This window comes from Vibrio tapetis subsp. tapetis (assembly GCF_900233005.1).
In the GTDB taxonomy this organism is placed as follows: Bacteria; Pseudomonadota; Gammaproteobacteria; order Enterobacterales; family Vibrionaceae; genus Vibrio; species Vibrio tapetis.
In genome coordinates this window covers 322,044-338,858 of record NZ_LT960612.1, presented here as the reverse complement: position 1 = coordinate 338,858, position 16,815 = coordinate 322,044, and the positions used below count along the sequence as shown (strand labels likewise).

The following is a 16,815-nucleotide window of genomic DNA, read 5'->3' as shown; positions in this document are numbered from 1 at the left end:
GAAAATCCCTCATTGCCATTAATAAGAATGATCATCAGTGGCATGGTTATTGTTGGCATATGGCAGGCGGTTGTTGTCGGATTTTCGATGCCATCTTTTATCCTTCCCGCACCGATGGATGTGTTTACTAAGCTGATCCAGCGTTACGATATTTTATTAAAACATACTTGGGTAACCGCTCAGGAAATACTATTGGGGCTATTGTTGGGGCTCTCTATGGGGCTTTTCTTTGCATTGCAAATGTTGCTCTTTAAACCCGTAAAACGTTGGTTACTGCCCTTGCTGATTGCCAGCCAAGCGATCCCTGTTTTTGCTCTGGCTCCTGTGTTGATGTTATGGCTTGGCTACGGCATTGCATCAAAGGTAGTTATGGCAGCCATCATTATCTTCTTTCCAGTGACGACCTGCTGCTATGACGGCCTAAGAAATACCCCTACGGGCTATCTTGACCTCGCAAAAACAATGGGAGCAAGCCGTTGGCAACTATTACGGCATGTGCAGCTTCCTGCCTCATTACCCACTTTGGCTTCTGGCATTCGAGTCGCCGTTGTGATCGCCCCTATTGGGGCCGTTGCGGGGGAATGGGTTGGTGCGAGTGAAGGGTTGGGGTATTTGATGCTGCACTCCAATGCTCGAATGATGATTGACGAGATGTTTGCAGCGTTGTTTATTTTATCCGCGTTATCGGTTTGCTTATATTTCATCACCGACAAGGTGCTGAAAATCGTTGTGCCATGGGAGAGATGACCGTCTCTTCCCAAAGAAAGAAAAAGTTCTACCCAATAATTAGAAAAACAGCCATCAACTTATTAAATTTTGAAAGGGAATCAAATGAAAAATAAAACAATACTAAGCGCGGCAGTGGCATCTGCCATGATGCTTTCTATCAACGCCCAAGCTGAAACTAAGAATCTAACGCTCATGTTAGATTGGTTTGTCAATCCAAACCATGGTCCCATTGTGATCGCTAAAGAGCGTGGTTACTTTAAAGAACAAGGCTTAACAGTTGAGGTCCAAGAACCCGCAGACCCAAGTATGCCGCCTAAATTGGTCGCGGCGAATAAAGTAGACTTGGCTATCTCATACCAACCGAGTTTAACCATTGACGTAGCGGCAGGGTTACCTCTCATTCGTTCGGCAACCTTAATTGCGACACCTCTTAATACGCTGATGGTTTTGGATAACAAAAAAATCGCCAACATTGCGGATCTGAAAGATAAAACCATTGGTATTGCTATCGCAGGAAATGAGGAAGCAACAATTGGTACTATGTTGAAGACGGGTGGCGTTAGCTATGATGACGTGAAAATTGTGAATGTTGGCTGGGCGCTTTCTTCTTCACTCGCTTCTGGAAAAGTAGATGCGATTTGGGGAGGCTTACGTAACTTTGAAACCAATCAGTTAGCGTTAGAAGGGTATCAGTCGAAGGCATTCTTCCCTGAAGAACACGGTGTGCCAGCCTATGATGAATTGGTGTTCGTTGCTAACGCAAATAATTACGATAAAGCCGCAATCATGGCTTTCAACAAAGCCCTAGAACAAGCAACCACCTACATCGTAAACCACCCTCAACAATCTTGGAAAGAATTCGTTGCCTATGCTCCAGATACGTTAAATAACGAATTAAACAAGCGTGCATGGAACGATACTCTCACTCGGTTCGCGCTGCGCCCATCAGCGGTGGATCACAAGCGTTACGATGATTACGCCGAGTTTATGTACTCGCAAAACATTATTGAAACACTGCCAAAAGCGAAAGATTACGTACCAAGCTTCCAATAAGCCGTTTAACCCATTGCTGCACAACAGACTAAGTTGAGAAAGAAGAATGAACCATCAAGATTTGATTAATGCATGCCGTGAAGATTGGGATGCCTACACTAAACACGAGTTTGTACAGACATTAGCGAATGGTACATTGGCACCGTCGTGTTATTTGCACTATTTGAAGCAAGATTTCTTATTTTTAAAGCAATATGCCCGTGCGCATGCGTTAGCGATTTATAAAGCAAGAACATTGGCTGATATGCGAAGAGCTTTGCCAAGTGTCCATGCATTACTGGATTCAGAAATTGCTCATCACGTGACGTATTGTGAACAATGGCGTTTAACTGAATCGGATATGGAAGCGGAACCAGAAGATTTTGGTACGGTCGCATACACTCGTTATGTACTTGATGCAGGCATGACGGGAGACATCGTCGATTTGTATGCGGCGTTAGCCCCTTGCTCTATTGGCTATGCGGAAATAGGAAAAAACTTACAGCAGGATCCTAATACAAAGACGCAAGGTAATCCGTTTGCAAGTTGGATTGCGCTTTATGGTGGAGAGGACTTTCAGTCAGGTGTAAACGAAAGCACGCGACACCTTGATGAAATGCTTGCGGAAATCGACAAAGACAGTGAGCGTGGACGTAACTTGATTGCCGTATTTAAGACTGCAACGAGAATGGAAGTGGCGTTTTGGCAACAAGGGTTAGACGCAGATAATCGCAATTGATGGCGCAAACATATTGGTTTGTGTAACGGGTTAGGTGCACTCTTAGTACTCGCGGCGATACAGGTTAATACTTGTATCGCTGCATCAATTCTGTTCACTTTGTGTCGAAAATACGGCTCTGTTTCGGCCTGAACGTTTTGCTTCATAGAGGCTCTTATCTGCGTTTCGGAAGAACTCGTCATTGGCTCTTAAATTTAACGGAGAAGCCGGTTGGCTGAGGCCTATTGATGTTGTGACTTTAAGGTCGCCAGCAAGGGTAGAGAAAGCGCGACGGTTAATGGCATTGAGTATTGCCTCTACTCTATTCGGTAAGTCATTTTCATCTTTGAGCAACATGAGAAACTCTTCCCCTCCCCAACGAATGAGAAGCTCTGATTGAGCGGTGAACTGCCTTAATCTTTCCGCAGTTTCAACGAGGACTTCATCTCCAACGTCGTGCCCATGTTGATCGTTAACAGATTTAAAATGGTCTAAATCAAATAAGACGATTCGATATTGAACTCGTCTGTTGATGTGGGAGCACAATTTTAGTTGTTGAATGTAATAGCGGCGGTTGTGGAGCCCGGTTAGTTGATCAATGTTGGAGAGATTTTCCAATTCAACATTTTTAGAATGCACAGAGAATGTTTGTTTGATAACAAATACTAGAGCAAGCGTTGCGATGATCACAGCAATGCAGGCAACTTGGAAGCGCAGCGTTTCTTTACTGAGTTGCACCTTGGTTAGTTGGTTTTGAACGTTAAGTAAATCCCTTTCTTGTTTAATCTGACGAGTAGCGAATGCATGCTCTAGATCGTAAACTTTACCGAGTAATTGTTGTTTTTCTTCGGTATAGAAAGTTTTGTAGGTGGTCAGAGCCATTAAAGGCTTGCCAAGGTCTTCGTACGCTTGTGCTTTTTGCTTATAAGCGCGTATGAGCCAGCGGCTATGTTCAATCGTTTTAAAGGCCGCGATTGCTTGCTCTACACTATCAAGTGCCTGAGGGGGCTGGTTAAGCGCGGATAATGCCTTGGATTTTAGAAGCCAACATTGCCCATGTTCTACTGGGTAGTTTTCTGAGCCAGGGGTGTTAATGCACTGCTCGCTAGATACCAATGCGTTGTCCAACTCTCCCAATAGAAGTGCTAATTCAGCTTTACCTTTGAGATTCATCAAGTTTTGACGAGTGTCTGCGTCGCTTGGTTCGTAGTACTGTTGTGATGAAAGGTAGGCTTGTTTCGCGGCTTCTATGTTACCAAGTCGGTTGTAAATATATGCTTCATTAAGAAGTAGTACATTCATAAGGTGGTTATCAAATAGCCCGCTCTCGTAATAAAGCTGTTTGGATTGCTGAAGGTATTCTAGTGCTTTTTGCCACTTTTCAATGTGCAGGTACAGTAAGCCCAAATTATTGTATGTTTTGCTCGTATACAGATTAGCGGGGAGCTCTTTTGAAATGGAAATACCTTGCATGAAATAGCGTTGAGCATCAATGAGCTGATTAGATAAATTACTGAGTACACCTGCAGTATTGTAGGCCTTTGGTAGCAAATACAGCGCATGACTGTTTTGTGCCATTGTTATCGATTTTAATACCGCTTCAATCCCTGGCAGTACTTGCCCCTTTTCCGCAAAGTCAATGGCATCATCGATCATCAGAGATGCCGTTAACCAGTCGAACTGATGCTTTTTGGCTAGATCACGCAAATCAGCGGTGTACCGTTCAAATTTCTGTGCGTCTTTTTCATGCTTAGCGACGTACTGCAAAATTAACGTGCGATAGACTGACTCCAAAGGAGAGGCAGACTCTAAATACTGAGCATCAATGATAGCGAGCTCTTTACGAACTTGTTTTGGGTCTGTGGCTGACATGAGGGAATGCAGCGATAAGAGGGCTTTACCATAAGAGGAAGATGATAGCTCTATTTCGGGGTTATAGCTTGTTGGGATCGAACTCGATTCTGAGTTGACTTCAGAATTGAGTATGTCAACAACAACAGCAAACAACAGGCTTAAACAGAATACGAGGATCGATATTAAAACGCTTTTTTTCATTGTCCATTTACACCTTAAACCCGTTAGCGTGGCGATGTTACTATGTGTTCACTATTTCAACAATATCTACATTTATGAATATTAAAGTAGACCGCGCGCAGCTGGTTGCGCAGTTCAAGCGATAAGTTGCATGATCTATGCGTAAAGAAAATTAAAATGGGTTCAACGTATCTGATTTTCGAATGCCTACTATTTCGCTTCTCATTTGTCTAAAGCGTATTCTTATTTGTGTCAACGGAGCGATGCCTAGCGAGACGGAATACAACATACTTTTGAGGAACTATACAATGAACAAATATCTAGGATTTTTACTACTATTAGCGTCAACGTCAACGCTGGCCGCGCCAATCGCATCATCTGAGTGTGGAGCAAATAGCGGTTCAGAAGAGTATTGCCATGTAGTGGGTAGCAACCAAGTAAATTCAGAACGAATTCAACTTATCGGCAATAACAAAGAAGACAATAGCTCAATAACAAGGTTTGAATTTTCAGCACCAAAGCTGACTAAGCACTTTATGCTTCAGTCTTCCAACAACTGATTCTTAGCCTGCAGGGTATCCTAAAGGTTATTTTTAACAGTGACCTTTGTGATGCAAGTAGAGAGGCATCAATAGTTTTTTCATATTTTAAGTACCCTTTGCCCCAAATAGATTGATCTGTTTGGGGCTTTTTTGTCTTTGTCTTTCGTGTCATTCGGTTAGCTTGTTTACTTTGTCTACAAAAACAGAAAAACTCCGCTTTATTTGCAATTATTTTCACGATAAGCCTTTACAAAGAACCTCAATGGGGTATGATTCGTCTCGCTCTATTGCAGAGTTATTTGAAACATAAAGATTAAGTAAAAGAAAATCCTTAGTATTGCTTCGTTATTGTCGTTATCCTCAGTGGTTCCCTTAGCTTCATCGTCACATTCAATAATTCAAGCTATCAGCGCAGTCGCAATTTCGCGATAACTTTATGAATTTAATTATATAAGGGACATATCATGTCTAAGACTACTGGCATCGTAAAATGGTTTAACGAAGAGAAAGGTTTCGGTTTCATTACTCAAGACAACGGCGGTGCTGACGTATTCGTTCACTTCCGTGCTATCGCTTCTGAAGGCTTCAAAACACTTGCGGAAGGCCAAAAGGTTTCTTTCGAAGTTGAACAAGGTCAAAAAGGCCCACAAGCTTCTAACGTTGTAGCGTTATAATCTTGTAAGCCGACGCAAATGGTTTTTAACCATTTGCGTCACTTTTTTATCTGCTGTATGTAAATTTCAAAACACCCATTGTAAACCCCACTTCTTGCAACATATTCCTTACGATACAAATTAGAACTTCAATAATTCCTTTGTTATTTTTAACATTTTTATGTAAGTTCACAATCAATCTATTCGTTTTTATGCAATCGATTACCTGATTCAGTGCCTCACACGTCGTTCTCATTGAACGTTATAGAGTCTGTTTTTAGGTTATGTCGATTCTGTCGTGACGTTCAAAAAACCAAGTACAATTAAAATTACGTCATTGCTGTGTACCTAACTAAGCGTCGCAGAGCAATAAAACACGGCATCGAAAACGTTAACCAATTCAACTTACTAATAAACCTCACGTAGTTTAAAAGTAAGCTAGGCTATGACCTACAATGAACAAGGAGATTTCATGCTGAATTCTGTATCGGCGAAAGCAGTGATCGATCACGCTCTCTTTCTAGGGGCTGATTTTGCTGAGTTATTTGTTGAACATCATCTAACCAACACTGTTCAAATCGCATCGGGGGAAGTGGACAAGGTCAATTCAGGTATCGATTTTGGTATCGGTATTCGTCTTTTTTACGGAAAAAAAGTGCTTTATGGTTACACCAACAGTACGGATGAAGCTGAATTGAAGCGCGTGACATCACTGCTTGCTGCGAAAGATAAACGTGAACAAATTGCGTCAGCGGGTTCTTTGAACCTTAATCGCTATCCAATTCAACATGCCTGCCGTATGCCGTTGAACAAAGACGCTAACCTCGATTCCAAAATCGATTTTCTACTTAAAGTCGATCAAGCCGCTCGTATAGAAAGTGAATACATTAGCCAGTTTATTGGTAGCGTTTTACAACGCGAACAGCAGGTTTCTATCTTTAATTCGGAAGGATTGCATGTTGATGACACTCGACATTACATTCGTGTCGCGGGTAATACCGTTGCGCAGAAGGGTAACGAACAATCTTCGGGTTCAGAAGGCCCAGGTGCGTTAGCAGGTTGGGAGTTTAGTGAGCAATTAGACGCCAAAGAACTTGGTCAAACCATCGCTCGTCAAGCTCTTGTTAAACTCGGTGCTGACGCATGCCCATCTGGTGAAATGCCGGTGGTTATTGGTAACGGCTTTGGTGGCGTTATCTTCCATGAAGCGTGTGGCCATTTGTTAGAAACAACGTCAGTTGCGAAAAAGGCATCGGTATTCCATGACAAAATGGGTGAGATGATTGCTCATACTAGTGTGAATGCGGTTGATGATGGCACCATGACTAACGAGTGGGGCTCAATTCATGTTGATGATGAAGGCATGGCGACACAGCGTACTCAACTCATTAAAGACGGCAAGCTAACTGGCTTTATGGTCGATAAAATGGGCGGCATGAAAACGGGTTATGAACCAACCGGCTCTGGCCGTCGTCAGAATTATAAGTTTGCACCCACATCGCGTATGCGTAATACCTTCATCGAAAGAGGTGAGCATACACTTGATGACATGCTCGCTGGTATTGAACGCGGTATTTACGCAAAAAAAATGGGCGGTGGCTCTGTTCAACCGGGTACTGGTGAATTTAACTTTTCAGTACGAGAAGCTTACCTTATAGAAAACGGCAAGATCACCAAGCCTCTAAAAACGGCAACGCTCATTAGCACGGGTCCAAAAGTACTGAAAGAGATCAGTATGGTAGGTCAAGATATGGCGCTTGCTCCAGGCATGTGTGGTTCAGTCAGTGGGGCTGTTCCTACCACAGTGGGTCAACCTTCGTTAAAAGTCGATAATATTTTGGTAGGGGGCGGTAACTAATGAGCCAAGAACAACAACTATTTAATGCCGTTGATTACGTCTTATCGGAAGCCCAAAAACAAGGTGCTGAAGCTGATGTGATCGTTAACCGCAATAGTAGCTTTTCTTTAAAAGCTAACCAAGGGCAGTTAGACGAATACAAAGTCAGTTCAAGCCAAGTAATGGGTGTACGAGTGGTAAAAGAGGGTCGTGTTGCAACGAGTTACTCGGAATCACTGCAACAATCTAGCCTCGGCTTAATGCTAACGAATGCATTACAAAGTGCCCGTTTCTCTAAGCAAGACGAATACCAACGTATTAGTTGTGTGAACAGCAAGATTACAACTGATGCCAATGAGATTGCTCAAGATGACAACGCTTCTGTAGATGAAAAAATCGAACTTTCTTTAGCCCTTGAGCAAGGCGTTGTGGCGAGACCACACGCTTCTAGCTCCCCTTACAATGGCTACAGCAACGGCGAAGGACAGCTTATTATTGCCAATACCCAAGGCACGTTATGTCAGCATTTTGAACGTTCATTTAGTTGTTATGCCTATACGTTATTTGAAAAAGATGGCAAGCAGTCTATGGCTGGTAAAGTATCGGTAGGGCGCCGTTTTGATGAATTGAATTCAGCTTATTGTATTGAGGAAGGCTACAACTTGGCTCGCGATCTGCTTGACGGAGCCCCTGTTGCAACTGGTAAGTATTCAGCGATTTTCCACATTAATGCGTTAAGCAGTCTATTTGGTGCATTTGGCAGCGCGCTATCAGGCGTAAGTGCAATGAAAGGTATCACACCGCTTGGCGACAAATTGGGTCAAAGCGTGGCGAGTGAACTGATTACTTTCACTGATGCCGCCTATATGAAAAATGGCATGGCTATCACTGGGTTTGATAGCGAGGGTTTTGCGACCCAGGATAACGTACTTATTGCTAACGGCCAGCTCAACACCTTGCTTCATAACAGCCAAACAGCGCGTTATTTTGGTGTGCCATCTACAGCAAGTGCATCACGTGGAGCGAAGTCGAGTTTGGATGTATCAGCCAATCACAAACTCATTGCCACCGGAGCAAGCAGCGCATCAGAAGTAAAGGCGGGCGAATATCTAGAGTTGGTTGAGTTGCAAGGAGTTCACTCTGGTGCAGATGCAGTAAGCGGTGATTTTTCGTTTGGGGCAAGTGGTTTTTTGTGCAGAGATGGTCAACGAGTTCAGCCGGTTCGTGGCATTACTGTTGCGGGTAACTTCTACAAGATACTGCAAGAAGTTGACGCTGTCGGTGATACTCAGCTTATTAACGACAGTCGTACTTTCTATGCACCAGATGTGCGTTTTGCACGTTTAAGCATCGGTGGTAAGTAAACCTTTACGTTTTAGTACCTAGAGAACTTAAAAGAGGACGAATGAGTCCTCTTTTTTGTTTGCCCAGCGAAGCTGGCAAACCCATTAGGCTGAAAGAAGCCTAAATCACCCTGATTGAGGGGAAGATAATCCGAATCGCAAGGGCGTTGCTGGCCAACGGCAGGGTTTGAAGGAAGCGATAGGAAGTTAACAGTACACAACGAAAGTGAACCTGATTCGGCAATTTAGGTGGGTAAGCGTGCAAAATAGCGTGAAGCCCGATACTCAATCAGACCTAGATTGTGCTTGAGGGTGGCATTGTTAACAGGGAGCCAGTGCAGTAACTGGGGAAGCCTGACACCACATCCGAGCAAACGTCGGAAGCATAAACTCAAGGCGAGAGCCAAGATCTATGTTGGTGCGAGGTGGCAGATGAATCCGTAGTAGTGAGTAAAGCTCGGCCGGTGAAGCCCAGTAATGGTGTGTGGAGGATAAAACTGAGCTGACCATCAGTAACACGTCTGATGGGACAACATTTTGCCAAAAGCAATCTGGTGTTGCGAAGGGATGAAGTACATTTTAAGTCTGTGATGAGCAGATGTTTTTTTTTTTCAGTGGTATACAAGTTGATTAGCTATCGAGGTATTCCGTCTCGGTCTTTGTGAAAGCAAAGCACTGAAGCGAGAAACCGTACAAGGGAGTAACTCTGACTCACTCTAGTAAATTGCCATTGAGCTAGAAGGCTAGAGAGTGGAGTGAAATACACCAACACTGTGAGAGAGCATTTGTCCCCACACGGCACACAATCTAAAGGAAAAAGTTGAGAGTTTACTACAGTTTATATGGTCACTTGCTCCACAAAGAGCGACTCTATAAAGGATTTAAAAAAGTGTGGAAAGCGAAAGGCGCGGCCGGAATAGATAGGCAGAGCCTAAGCGACTACGCCCAAAATCTGAGTGATAACCTAGATCAACTTCTTCTGGAACTCAAAACCAAGCGATACACCCCTCAACCCGTCAGACGGGTAGAAATACCGAAAGATGATGGTGGGGTGCGATTACTTGGGATCCCAACAGTACGGGATAGAGTTGTCCAACAAGCTCTAAATGATCTATTAACCCCAATCTTCGAAGAGCAGTTTCACCCATCCAGCTTTGGGTATAGACCGAATCGAAGTTGTCACGATGCTATAAACAAAGCGACGATGTTCATCCGTCGATACGGAATGCAACACGTCGTAGATATGGACTTATCGAAGTGCTTCGATAAGCTCGACCACGAGCTTATTCTAAAAAGCATTAAGAAACGAGTCACAGACAGTAGCGTACTGGAGCTCATCAAACAGTTCCTGAAAAGTGGCGTAATGGTTGATGGAGAGTGGCAGCATACCGAGATAGGTAGTCCGCAAGGTGGAGTAATAAGCCCACTGATAGCGAACATCTATCTGGATGCGTTTGATCAAGAGATGCGAAAGCGAGGACATCGAATAGTCCGTTATGCCGACGACATACTGATCTTCTGTCGCAGCCGTAAAGGTGCAGAAAATGCGCAAGTACAGGCAACGAAGGTCCTGGAAAAACAGCTCAAGTTAACGGTGAACGAAACCAAATCACACATAGCGCACAGCGGCGAAGGTGTGAAATTCCTTGGAATAGAAATCGGTAGCCATTATGGCCGTATTCAGCCAAAGAAAATGTCGACGTTCAAAGGAAAGTTGAAGCGAGTGACAAGACGCAATGGCGGTAAGCCATTGTTAGAAGTCATTAAACAACTGAATCCACTTCTGAGAGGGTTCAGCCAGTACTTTCGAATAGCGAATGCCAACAGGGAGTTTAAGAAACTGGCCGCGTGGTTAAGGCGAAGACTTCGCAGCGTCCAATTACGATTATGGAAAAAACCGACCCGACTCCACCGCAGGCTAAGACAGCTAGGTTACGAAGGGTCATTCAGGTATATCTGTATGGATAGTTGGAGAAATGCTGCGAGTCCATTAGCCAGTTACTCGATGCCAAATCAATGGTTTAACGACCTTGGATTAGTGAATCTTGAACACGTTAGGACAGGATATGTGTTCAGCCATTATGCTGAATGGAAATGTGCATGAGCCGTATACGAGGTCCGTACGTACGGTTCTGTGAGAGGGATGAGGCGGAGACGCCTCACCCTACTCGATGTATCTATGTCATCCGTCCTTCTCAATTTTCTTCCTTACTTTGTTTAACTCCATTTAACGTATGCATCATTTATAAAATAGGCAGCATCATCACAACTAATATGCAACTGATGTTTCATTAATTGGGTGAAAGAGTAATTGATCACAGCAATCAATATCGATGCTGTGATTCCTAATTTCATATGATACAAGCGCCATATCGATTACTTATGACACAAAGGTTGCTTGTTTAGTGAGCAACAGAGAAATCGATAAACACAACGTCAGTAGGCAAAACGATAAAAATAAGGAATATACAATGAAACATATTCAATGCTCGTTATTGTGCATGGGTATCGCGATGGCTTTTACCAGTGGTAGTGCTTTGGCGAATCAAGTTGAGAAAAACGATCAAACCGTGATTGAAACTAACCGGGTGATTATCAAATACAAACCAGTCAAGTTTCGGTTATCTGGAATCGATGACTTGGACTTTAGAAGAGTTGATACCGCGACAGTATTAAGCTCTGCGACTGGCAGTGATACGAAGTATGTGCGAACGCTATCAACCGGTGAGGAAGTTTATGAACTTGAAAGCTGGAAAAATAGCGACGAATTGAACTTTGTCTTAAGCGGGATAGAGAATGACCCTGCCGTTGAGTATGCTGAGCCAGACCTATTAATGCACCCATTAACGACACCGAATGATCCCCGTATGAATGAATTATGGGGCGTGAGTAATAATGATGCGGGAATGAATGTCACCTCTGTTTGGCCGAGTAATACGGGCAAAAGTGTCGTTGTTGCGGTAGTCGATACCGGCTATGTCAAACACGATGATTTAGAACCCAATATGTTGCCGGGCTGGGATTTCATCACGGAACCAAAAATGGGGAATGATGGCGATGGGCGAGACAGCGATGCGAGTGACCCCGGTGATTGGACCTTACAAAACGAATGTCGTCAAAATACACGGGCACGCAACTCCTCATGGCACGGTACTCACGTGGCAGGTACGATTGCAGCAGTAGCAAATAACAATCAAGGTATCGCTGGTGTGGCATACGACGCGAAAGTTGTACCAGTACGTGTATTAGGTCGATGTGGTGGCTATACCTCTGATATTGCCGACGGAATCATTTGGGCATCGGGTGGCCGAGTGTCTGGTGCGGATCAAAATCGAAACCCTGCTCAGGTCATTAATATGTCGTTGGGGGGCGAAGGTCGCTGTTCTCGTACAACACAAAATGCCATCGATTTGGCTCGTTCAAATGGTGCGACTGTCGTTGTTGCTGCGGGAAACAGCAATCGCGATGCCAATAATTTTACCCCAGCGAGTTGTTCGAATGTGATAACCGTAGCAGCGGTTAATAAGGTGGGTAGCCGTTCATATTATTCAAATTTTGGCGCGGCCATTGATATTGCCGCTCCCGGGGGAGAATACACCAGTGCAGGTAAAACGGAGGCCATTTTGTCGACCATTAATAATGGTGAAAAACAGCCGACAACCCAAGGGTACGGATATTACCAAGGGACGAGTATGGCAGCCCCTCATGTCGCCGGCCTCGCTGCATTATTGTATCAAGCCGATCCGACCATTACACCCGACAAAGTTGAAAGCATCATTAAGCAGTCATCTCGTGCATTCCCTAACCCCAATCAATGTATTGGCTGTGGGCCGGGTTTAGCTGACGCCAAAGCGGCAATCAGCTTATTAAACAGTGGTGAAATTCCGACGCCAACTTTGAACCAATGGAACGCGAGCGAAGTCTATTCCAAAGGAGAGAAAGTCACGCATAATGGTTCAGCCTACACCGCTAAATGGTGGAATATAAATGAGGAACCCGGCACCGATCTATCGGGGCCATGGCAGAAAAATCAGTAACTGATTGATCTGCAGACGGGATAAACGGTTACTAATAGTGGTAACCGTTTTTTTTATACTGGTTGTCAGTTCTGGCCGACTTTAGAAAGCTCGACCAAGGTTTGGGTATATTCGTGTTGAGGGTGCTCAAACAGCTGCTTGGTGTTGCCTTGTTCAATGACTTTGCCTTCTCGTAGCACGAGCGTGTAATGACACAGAGATTTCACGACATTTAAATCGTGGCTGATGAACAAGTAAGTCAGCCCGTATTTGATTTGAAGGTCTTTCAGCAGATCCAATACCTGAGCTTGCACGGTTCTGTCTAAAGAGGAGGTGGGTTCATCAAGCAAAATGAATTCTGGTTTTAAGATGAGCGCACGAGCGATAGCAATACGCTGACGCTGCCCACCAGAAAATTCATTAGGGTAACGAAAACGGGTGTCGGGATCTAACCCGACTTCTTCCATAGCGTCACAAATGGCTTTGTCTTGCTCGACTTCCGTGAGTTTTTCGTGAACCTTTAGGCCTTCGCCAATGATCTGCGCGACTGACATTCTTGGGTTCAAAGCAGAAAAGGGATCTTGAAACACCACTTGCATGCGCCTTCTTAGTGGCAACATTGCCGCGCGATCAAAACCATCAATCGCTTGGCCATCAAAGTGAATGCCACCATTGCTGTTGAGTAGTCTTAGTACAGCCATGCCAGTGGTTGATTTACCCGAGCCACTTTCGCCGACTAACCCAATGGTTTGGCCTTGAGGCAGTTTGAAATTGACGTCGGTGACGGCTTTCACATGGGACACCACCTTTTTGAAGATGCCACCCGTGATAGGAAACCAGACTTTAAGATCTTGGGTTTCGATGAGTGTTTTGCTTTCACTTTTAACGGGTACGGGTTCGCCCTTTGGATCGGATTCAATGAGTTGGCGAGTGTAAGGGTGCTTAGGAGCGTTAAAGACGTCTTTGCAGATCCCGGTTTCAACCAAATCACCGTTTTTCATTACCGCGACGTTATCGGCAATTTGACGAACAATACTGAGATCGTGGGTGATAAAAAGCATTGCCATGCCTAACTCTTTTTGCAGATCTTTAAGTAAATCTAGGATCTGCGCCTGAACGGACACATCCAGCGCCGTGGTGGGCTCGTCGGCGATTAAGAGTTCGGGTTCATTGATCAGCGCAATGGCGATCATCACACGCTGCCTTTCACCACCAGACAGTTCATGAGGGTAAGCGTTTACCTTCTGTTCTGGATGTCGAATACCGACTTTTTTTAACCACTCTAGTGCGAGAGCTTTAGCTTTGGTTGCCCTTGTTCCTCTGTGTATCTCTAAGGTTTCAACAAGCTGACGACCAATTTTATGCAATGGGTTAAGAGAGACCATCGGCTCTTGGAAAATCATGCCAATTCGGCCGCCACGAATACCGCGTAACTGACGTTCGCTGCACTGCAATAAATCCAAGCCATCAAACACGATGCGCCCAGACAAGTAATGAGTCGCGCCTTTTGGTAGCAAGCGCATGATAGCATTAGCCGTCACTGACTTGCCCGAACCACTTTCGCCTACCAGAGCTAAGGTTTCGCCTTTCTGAATGTTTAAGTTGACCGAGTGAGTAATCACTTCAACGTCGTTTGTTCGGCCAAACCCAACCGACAGATCTTGGATGCTAAGAAGGGCAGCCTCTGGTGATAAAGAGCTTGGTGATAGAGAGCCTGATGATTTAGTCTCAGATGATTTAGGGTCGTGAAGAGTATCGCTCATGCTTACCTCTGCTGATGGGGGTCGAATGCATCACGAACAGCTTCACCGACAAACACCAGTAAACTAAGCATGATAGAGAGAACAACAAAGGTCGAAATGCCCAACCAAGGAGCTTGTAAATTCGCTTTGCCTTGAGCCAGTAACTCTCCAAGAGAGGGGGAACCTGCCGGCAAGCCAAAGCCAAGAAAATCAAGCGAGGTTAGGGTGGTAACAGAGCCAGACAAGATAAACGGGATCATCGTTAATGTGGCCACCATAGCATTAGGCAGCATATGACGAAGAATAATGCGCTTGTCATCAACCCCCAATGCATGAGCCGCTCTGACGTAATCAAAATTGCGGCATCGCAGAAACTCAGCCCGAACCACGCCGACTAGCCCCATCCAGCTAAACAGAACCATGATCCCTAATAACCACCAGAAATTGGGTTCGACAAAGCTTGATAAAATGATGAGCAAAAATAGCGTTGGCATTCCTGACCACACTTCAATGAAACGTTGGCCTATAAGGTCTATTTTTCCGCCATAGTAGCCTTGTGTGGAGCCCACCACCACGCCGATGATGCTAGAGATGATGGTTAACGCAAAACCAAACAACACTGAAATACGAAAGCCGTAGATGATTCGGGCTAACACATCACGCCCTCTGTCGTCGGTGCCTAAGTAGTTAACGTCATCGGGTGGTGAGGGCGCGGGTTGCGTGAGGTTGTAATTGATGGTGTCGTAACTAAAAGGCACCAAAGGCCATACGATGTAACCGTCTTCTTCTATCAACTCAATCACATAGGGGTCGGTGTAGTCGGCTTCGGCTTCAAATTCGCCACCAAATTGTGTTTCGGCGTACTCAAAGGCGACCGGGTAATACCACTCACTTTGATAACTCACCAACAAGGGTTTGTCGTTGGCGATGAGCTCTGCAAACATACTTAATATGAAGAGGATTGAAAACAGCCATAGTGACCAGTATCCACGCTTGTTCGCTTTAAATCGTTGCCATCTTACTGCAACCAATGGATTCATATTAACGCGCCTCGAAATCAATGCGTGGGTCGACCCAAGAGTAGGTCAAATCGGAAATAATACTGAGAATAAGCCCAAGTAACGTCATGATATACAAGGAGCTAAACACCACAGGGTAATCACGTTGAATGGTCGACTCGAAACCGAGTAACCCAATGCCTTCTAATGAGAACATGACTTCGATAAGCATAGATCCAGTGAAGAAGATACTGATGAAGGCGCTTGGGAAACCCGCAATGATGATCAGCATGGCATTACGGAAAACGTGTTTGTATAAGATGCTGTTTTCATCTAAACCTTTGGCTCTGGCTGTTACCACGTATTGCTTGTTAATTTCATCAAGAAATGAGTTTTTGGTGAGCATGATGAGTGTGGCAAACCCGCCGATCACCATGGCAAAGATAGGCAAGGCTAAGTGCCAGAAGTAATCAATGATCTGTTCAAAAAAGCTTAATTGTTCAAAATTAGAAGAAACTAACCCCCGCAATGGGAACCAGTTAAAGTAGTTACCGCTGGCAAATAAAATGATCAACACAATAGCGAACAAGAAACCAGGAATGGCATAGCCAACAATGATGAATGCACTGCTCCAAATATCAAACTTGGAACCGTGATGGATGGCTTTCATTACGCCCAATGGAATGGATATCAAATAGATGATCAGCGTGCTCCATAACCCTAAAGAGATAGAGACAGGCAGCCGTTCTTTGATTAAATCAATCACATTTCCGTCTTTAAACAAACTCTCGCCAAAATTAAAGGTGGCGTAGTTCTTAAGCATCTCAAAGTATCGAATGTGAATGGGCTTATCAAAACCAAACTGCACTTTAATTGCTTCAATGACTTCCGGGTCTAAGCCGCGAGCGCCGCGGTAATCTGACGTTGCTTCGGCATCTATGTCGCTTGCAAGCTCTTTTCCGCCACCAGTAAAACGCTCCATTATGCCAGATTCAAAGCCTTGCATTTGCGCCATTGCTTGTTCAACGGGCCCACCGGGCGCAATCTGAATAACAAAAAAGTTAATGGTGATGATGGCCCACAAGGTGGGGATCACGAGCAATAAACGTCGAATTATATAAGCAGTCATGTATTAGGGGATTACCTTGTTGCGCTGGCGCAGGCTATCTGT

12 protein-coding genes and 1 pseudogene are annotated in these 16,815 nt (G+C 44.5%); 9 read left to right on the top strand and 4 right to left on the bottom strand.

Annotated features, from left to right (window positions below; genetic code table 11):
- Positions 1-24 precede the first annotated feature (24 nt).
- From VTAP4600_RS18575 to tenA, 3 genes and pseudogenes are all read left to right on the top strand, one after another.
- Positions 25-747 (top strand): annotated as a pseudogene (locus VTAP4600_RS18575) (ABC transporter permease); the annotation flags it as partial.
- An 84-nt stretch (positions 748-831) separates the two neighbouring features.
- The gene (locus tag VTAP4600_RS18570) at positions 832-1,782 is read left to right on the top strand and encodes an ABC transporter substrate-binding protein (protein ID WP_102524284.1); all 951 of its coding nucleotides are present in this window, start codon (positions 832-834) and stop codon (positions 1,780-1,782) included.
- A gap of 46 nt (positions 1,783-1,828) precedes the next feature.
- Positions 1,829-2,500, top strand: a complete 672-nt coding sequence (gene tenA / locus VTAP4600_RS18565) for a thiaminase II (RefSeq protein WP_102524283.1) — start codon at positions 1,829-1,831, stop codon at positions 2,498-2,500.
- 84 nt (positions 2,501-2,584) lie between these two features.
- Here tenA and VTAP4600_RS18560 read toward each other — a convergent pair whose 3' ends face one another.
- Positions 2,585-4,534, bottom strand: coding sequence for a tetratricopeptide repeat-containing diguanylate cyclase (locus VTAP4600_RS18560; protein ID WP_102524282.1), 1,950 nt, complete (start codon positions 4,532-4,534; stop codon positions 2,585-2,587).
- 287 nt (positions 4,535-4,821) lie between these two features.
- On the opposite strand from VTAP4600_RS18560, the gene VTAP4600_RS18555 reads away from it, so the two are divergent.
- The 6 genes from VTAP4600_RS18555 (at position 4,822) to VTAP4600_RS18525 (ending at position 12,925) form a co-directional block, all read left to right on the top strand.
- A complete protein-coding gene (locus VTAP4600_RS18555; protein ID WP_102524281.1) occupies positions 4,822-5,073 on the top strand; it encodes a hypothetical protein in 252 nt (83 codons plus the stop codon).
- 446 nt (positions 5,074-5,519) lie between these two features.
- Complete coding sequence (cspE, locus tag VTAP4600_RS18550) at positions 5,520-5,729, top strand: transcription antiterminator/RNA stability regulator CspE (protein WP_102524280.1); 210 nt, start codon at positions 5,520-5,522, stop codon at positions 5,727-5,729.
- A gap of 451 nt (positions 5,730-6,180) precedes the next feature.
- A complete protein-coding gene (locus tag VTAP4600_RS18545; RefSeq protein ID WP_102524279.1) occupies positions 6,181-7,566 on the top strand; it encodes a TldD/PmbA family protein in 1,386 nt (461 codons plus the stop codon).
- The gene (locus VTAP4600_RS18540; RefSeq protein WP_102524278.1) at positions 7,566-8,909 is read left to right on the top strand and encodes a TldD/PmbA family protein; all 1,344 of its coding nucleotides are present in this window, start codon (positions 7,566-7,568) and stop codon (positions 8,907-8,909) included. The genes VTAP4600_RS18545 and VTAP4600_RS18540 overlap by 1 nt, the downstream gene beginning before the upstream one ends.
- A gap of 799 nt (positions 8,910-9,708) precedes the next feature.
- Positions 9,709-10,992 (top strand): group II intron reverse transcriptase/maturase, encoded by a 1,284-nt coding sequence (ltrA, locus tag VTAP4600_RS18535; RefSeq protein WP_102524277.1) that lies wholly within the window; start codon positions 9,709-9,711, stop codon positions 10,990-10,992.
- A 367-nt stretch (positions 10,993-11,359) separates the two neighbouring features.
- Positions 11,360-12,925: a S8 family serine peptidase gene (locus tag VTAP4600_RS18525; RefSeq protein ID WP_102524276.1), complete on the top strand. Its 1,566-nt coding sequence runs from the start codon at positions 11,360-11,362 to the stop codon at positions 12,923-12,925.
- Between the two features lie 65 nt (positions 12,926-12,990).
- Here VTAP4600_RS18525 and VTAP4600_RS18520 read toward each other — a convergent pair whose 3' ends face one another.
- Genes VTAP4600_RS18520 through VTAP4600_RS18510 form a run of 3 tightly spaced genes read right to left on the bottom strand, consistent with a single transcriptional unit; the run spans position 12,991 to position 16,773 of the window.
- Positions 12,991-14,667, bottom strand: coding sequence for an ABC transporter ATP-binding protein (locus VTAP4600_RS18520; RefSeq protein WP_102524275.1), 1,677 nt, complete (start codon positions 14,665-14,667; stop codon positions 12,991-12,993).
- Between the two features lie 2 nt (positions 14,668-14,669).
- The gene (locus VTAP4600_RS18515) at positions 14,670-15,686 is read right to left on the bottom strand and encodes an ABC transporter permease (protein ID WP_102524274.1); all 1,017 of its coding nucleotides are present in this window, start codon (positions 15,684-15,686) and stop codon (positions 14,670-14,672) included.
- A gap of 1 nt (position 15,687) precedes the next feature.
- Positions 15,688-16,773 (bottom strand): microcin C ABC transporter permease YejB, encoded by a 1,086-nt coding sequence (locus tag VTAP4600_RS18510; protein WP_102524273.1) that lies wholly within the window; start codon positions 16,771-16,773, stop codon positions 15,688-15,690.
- Positions 16,774-16,815: the final 42 nt, after the last annotated feature.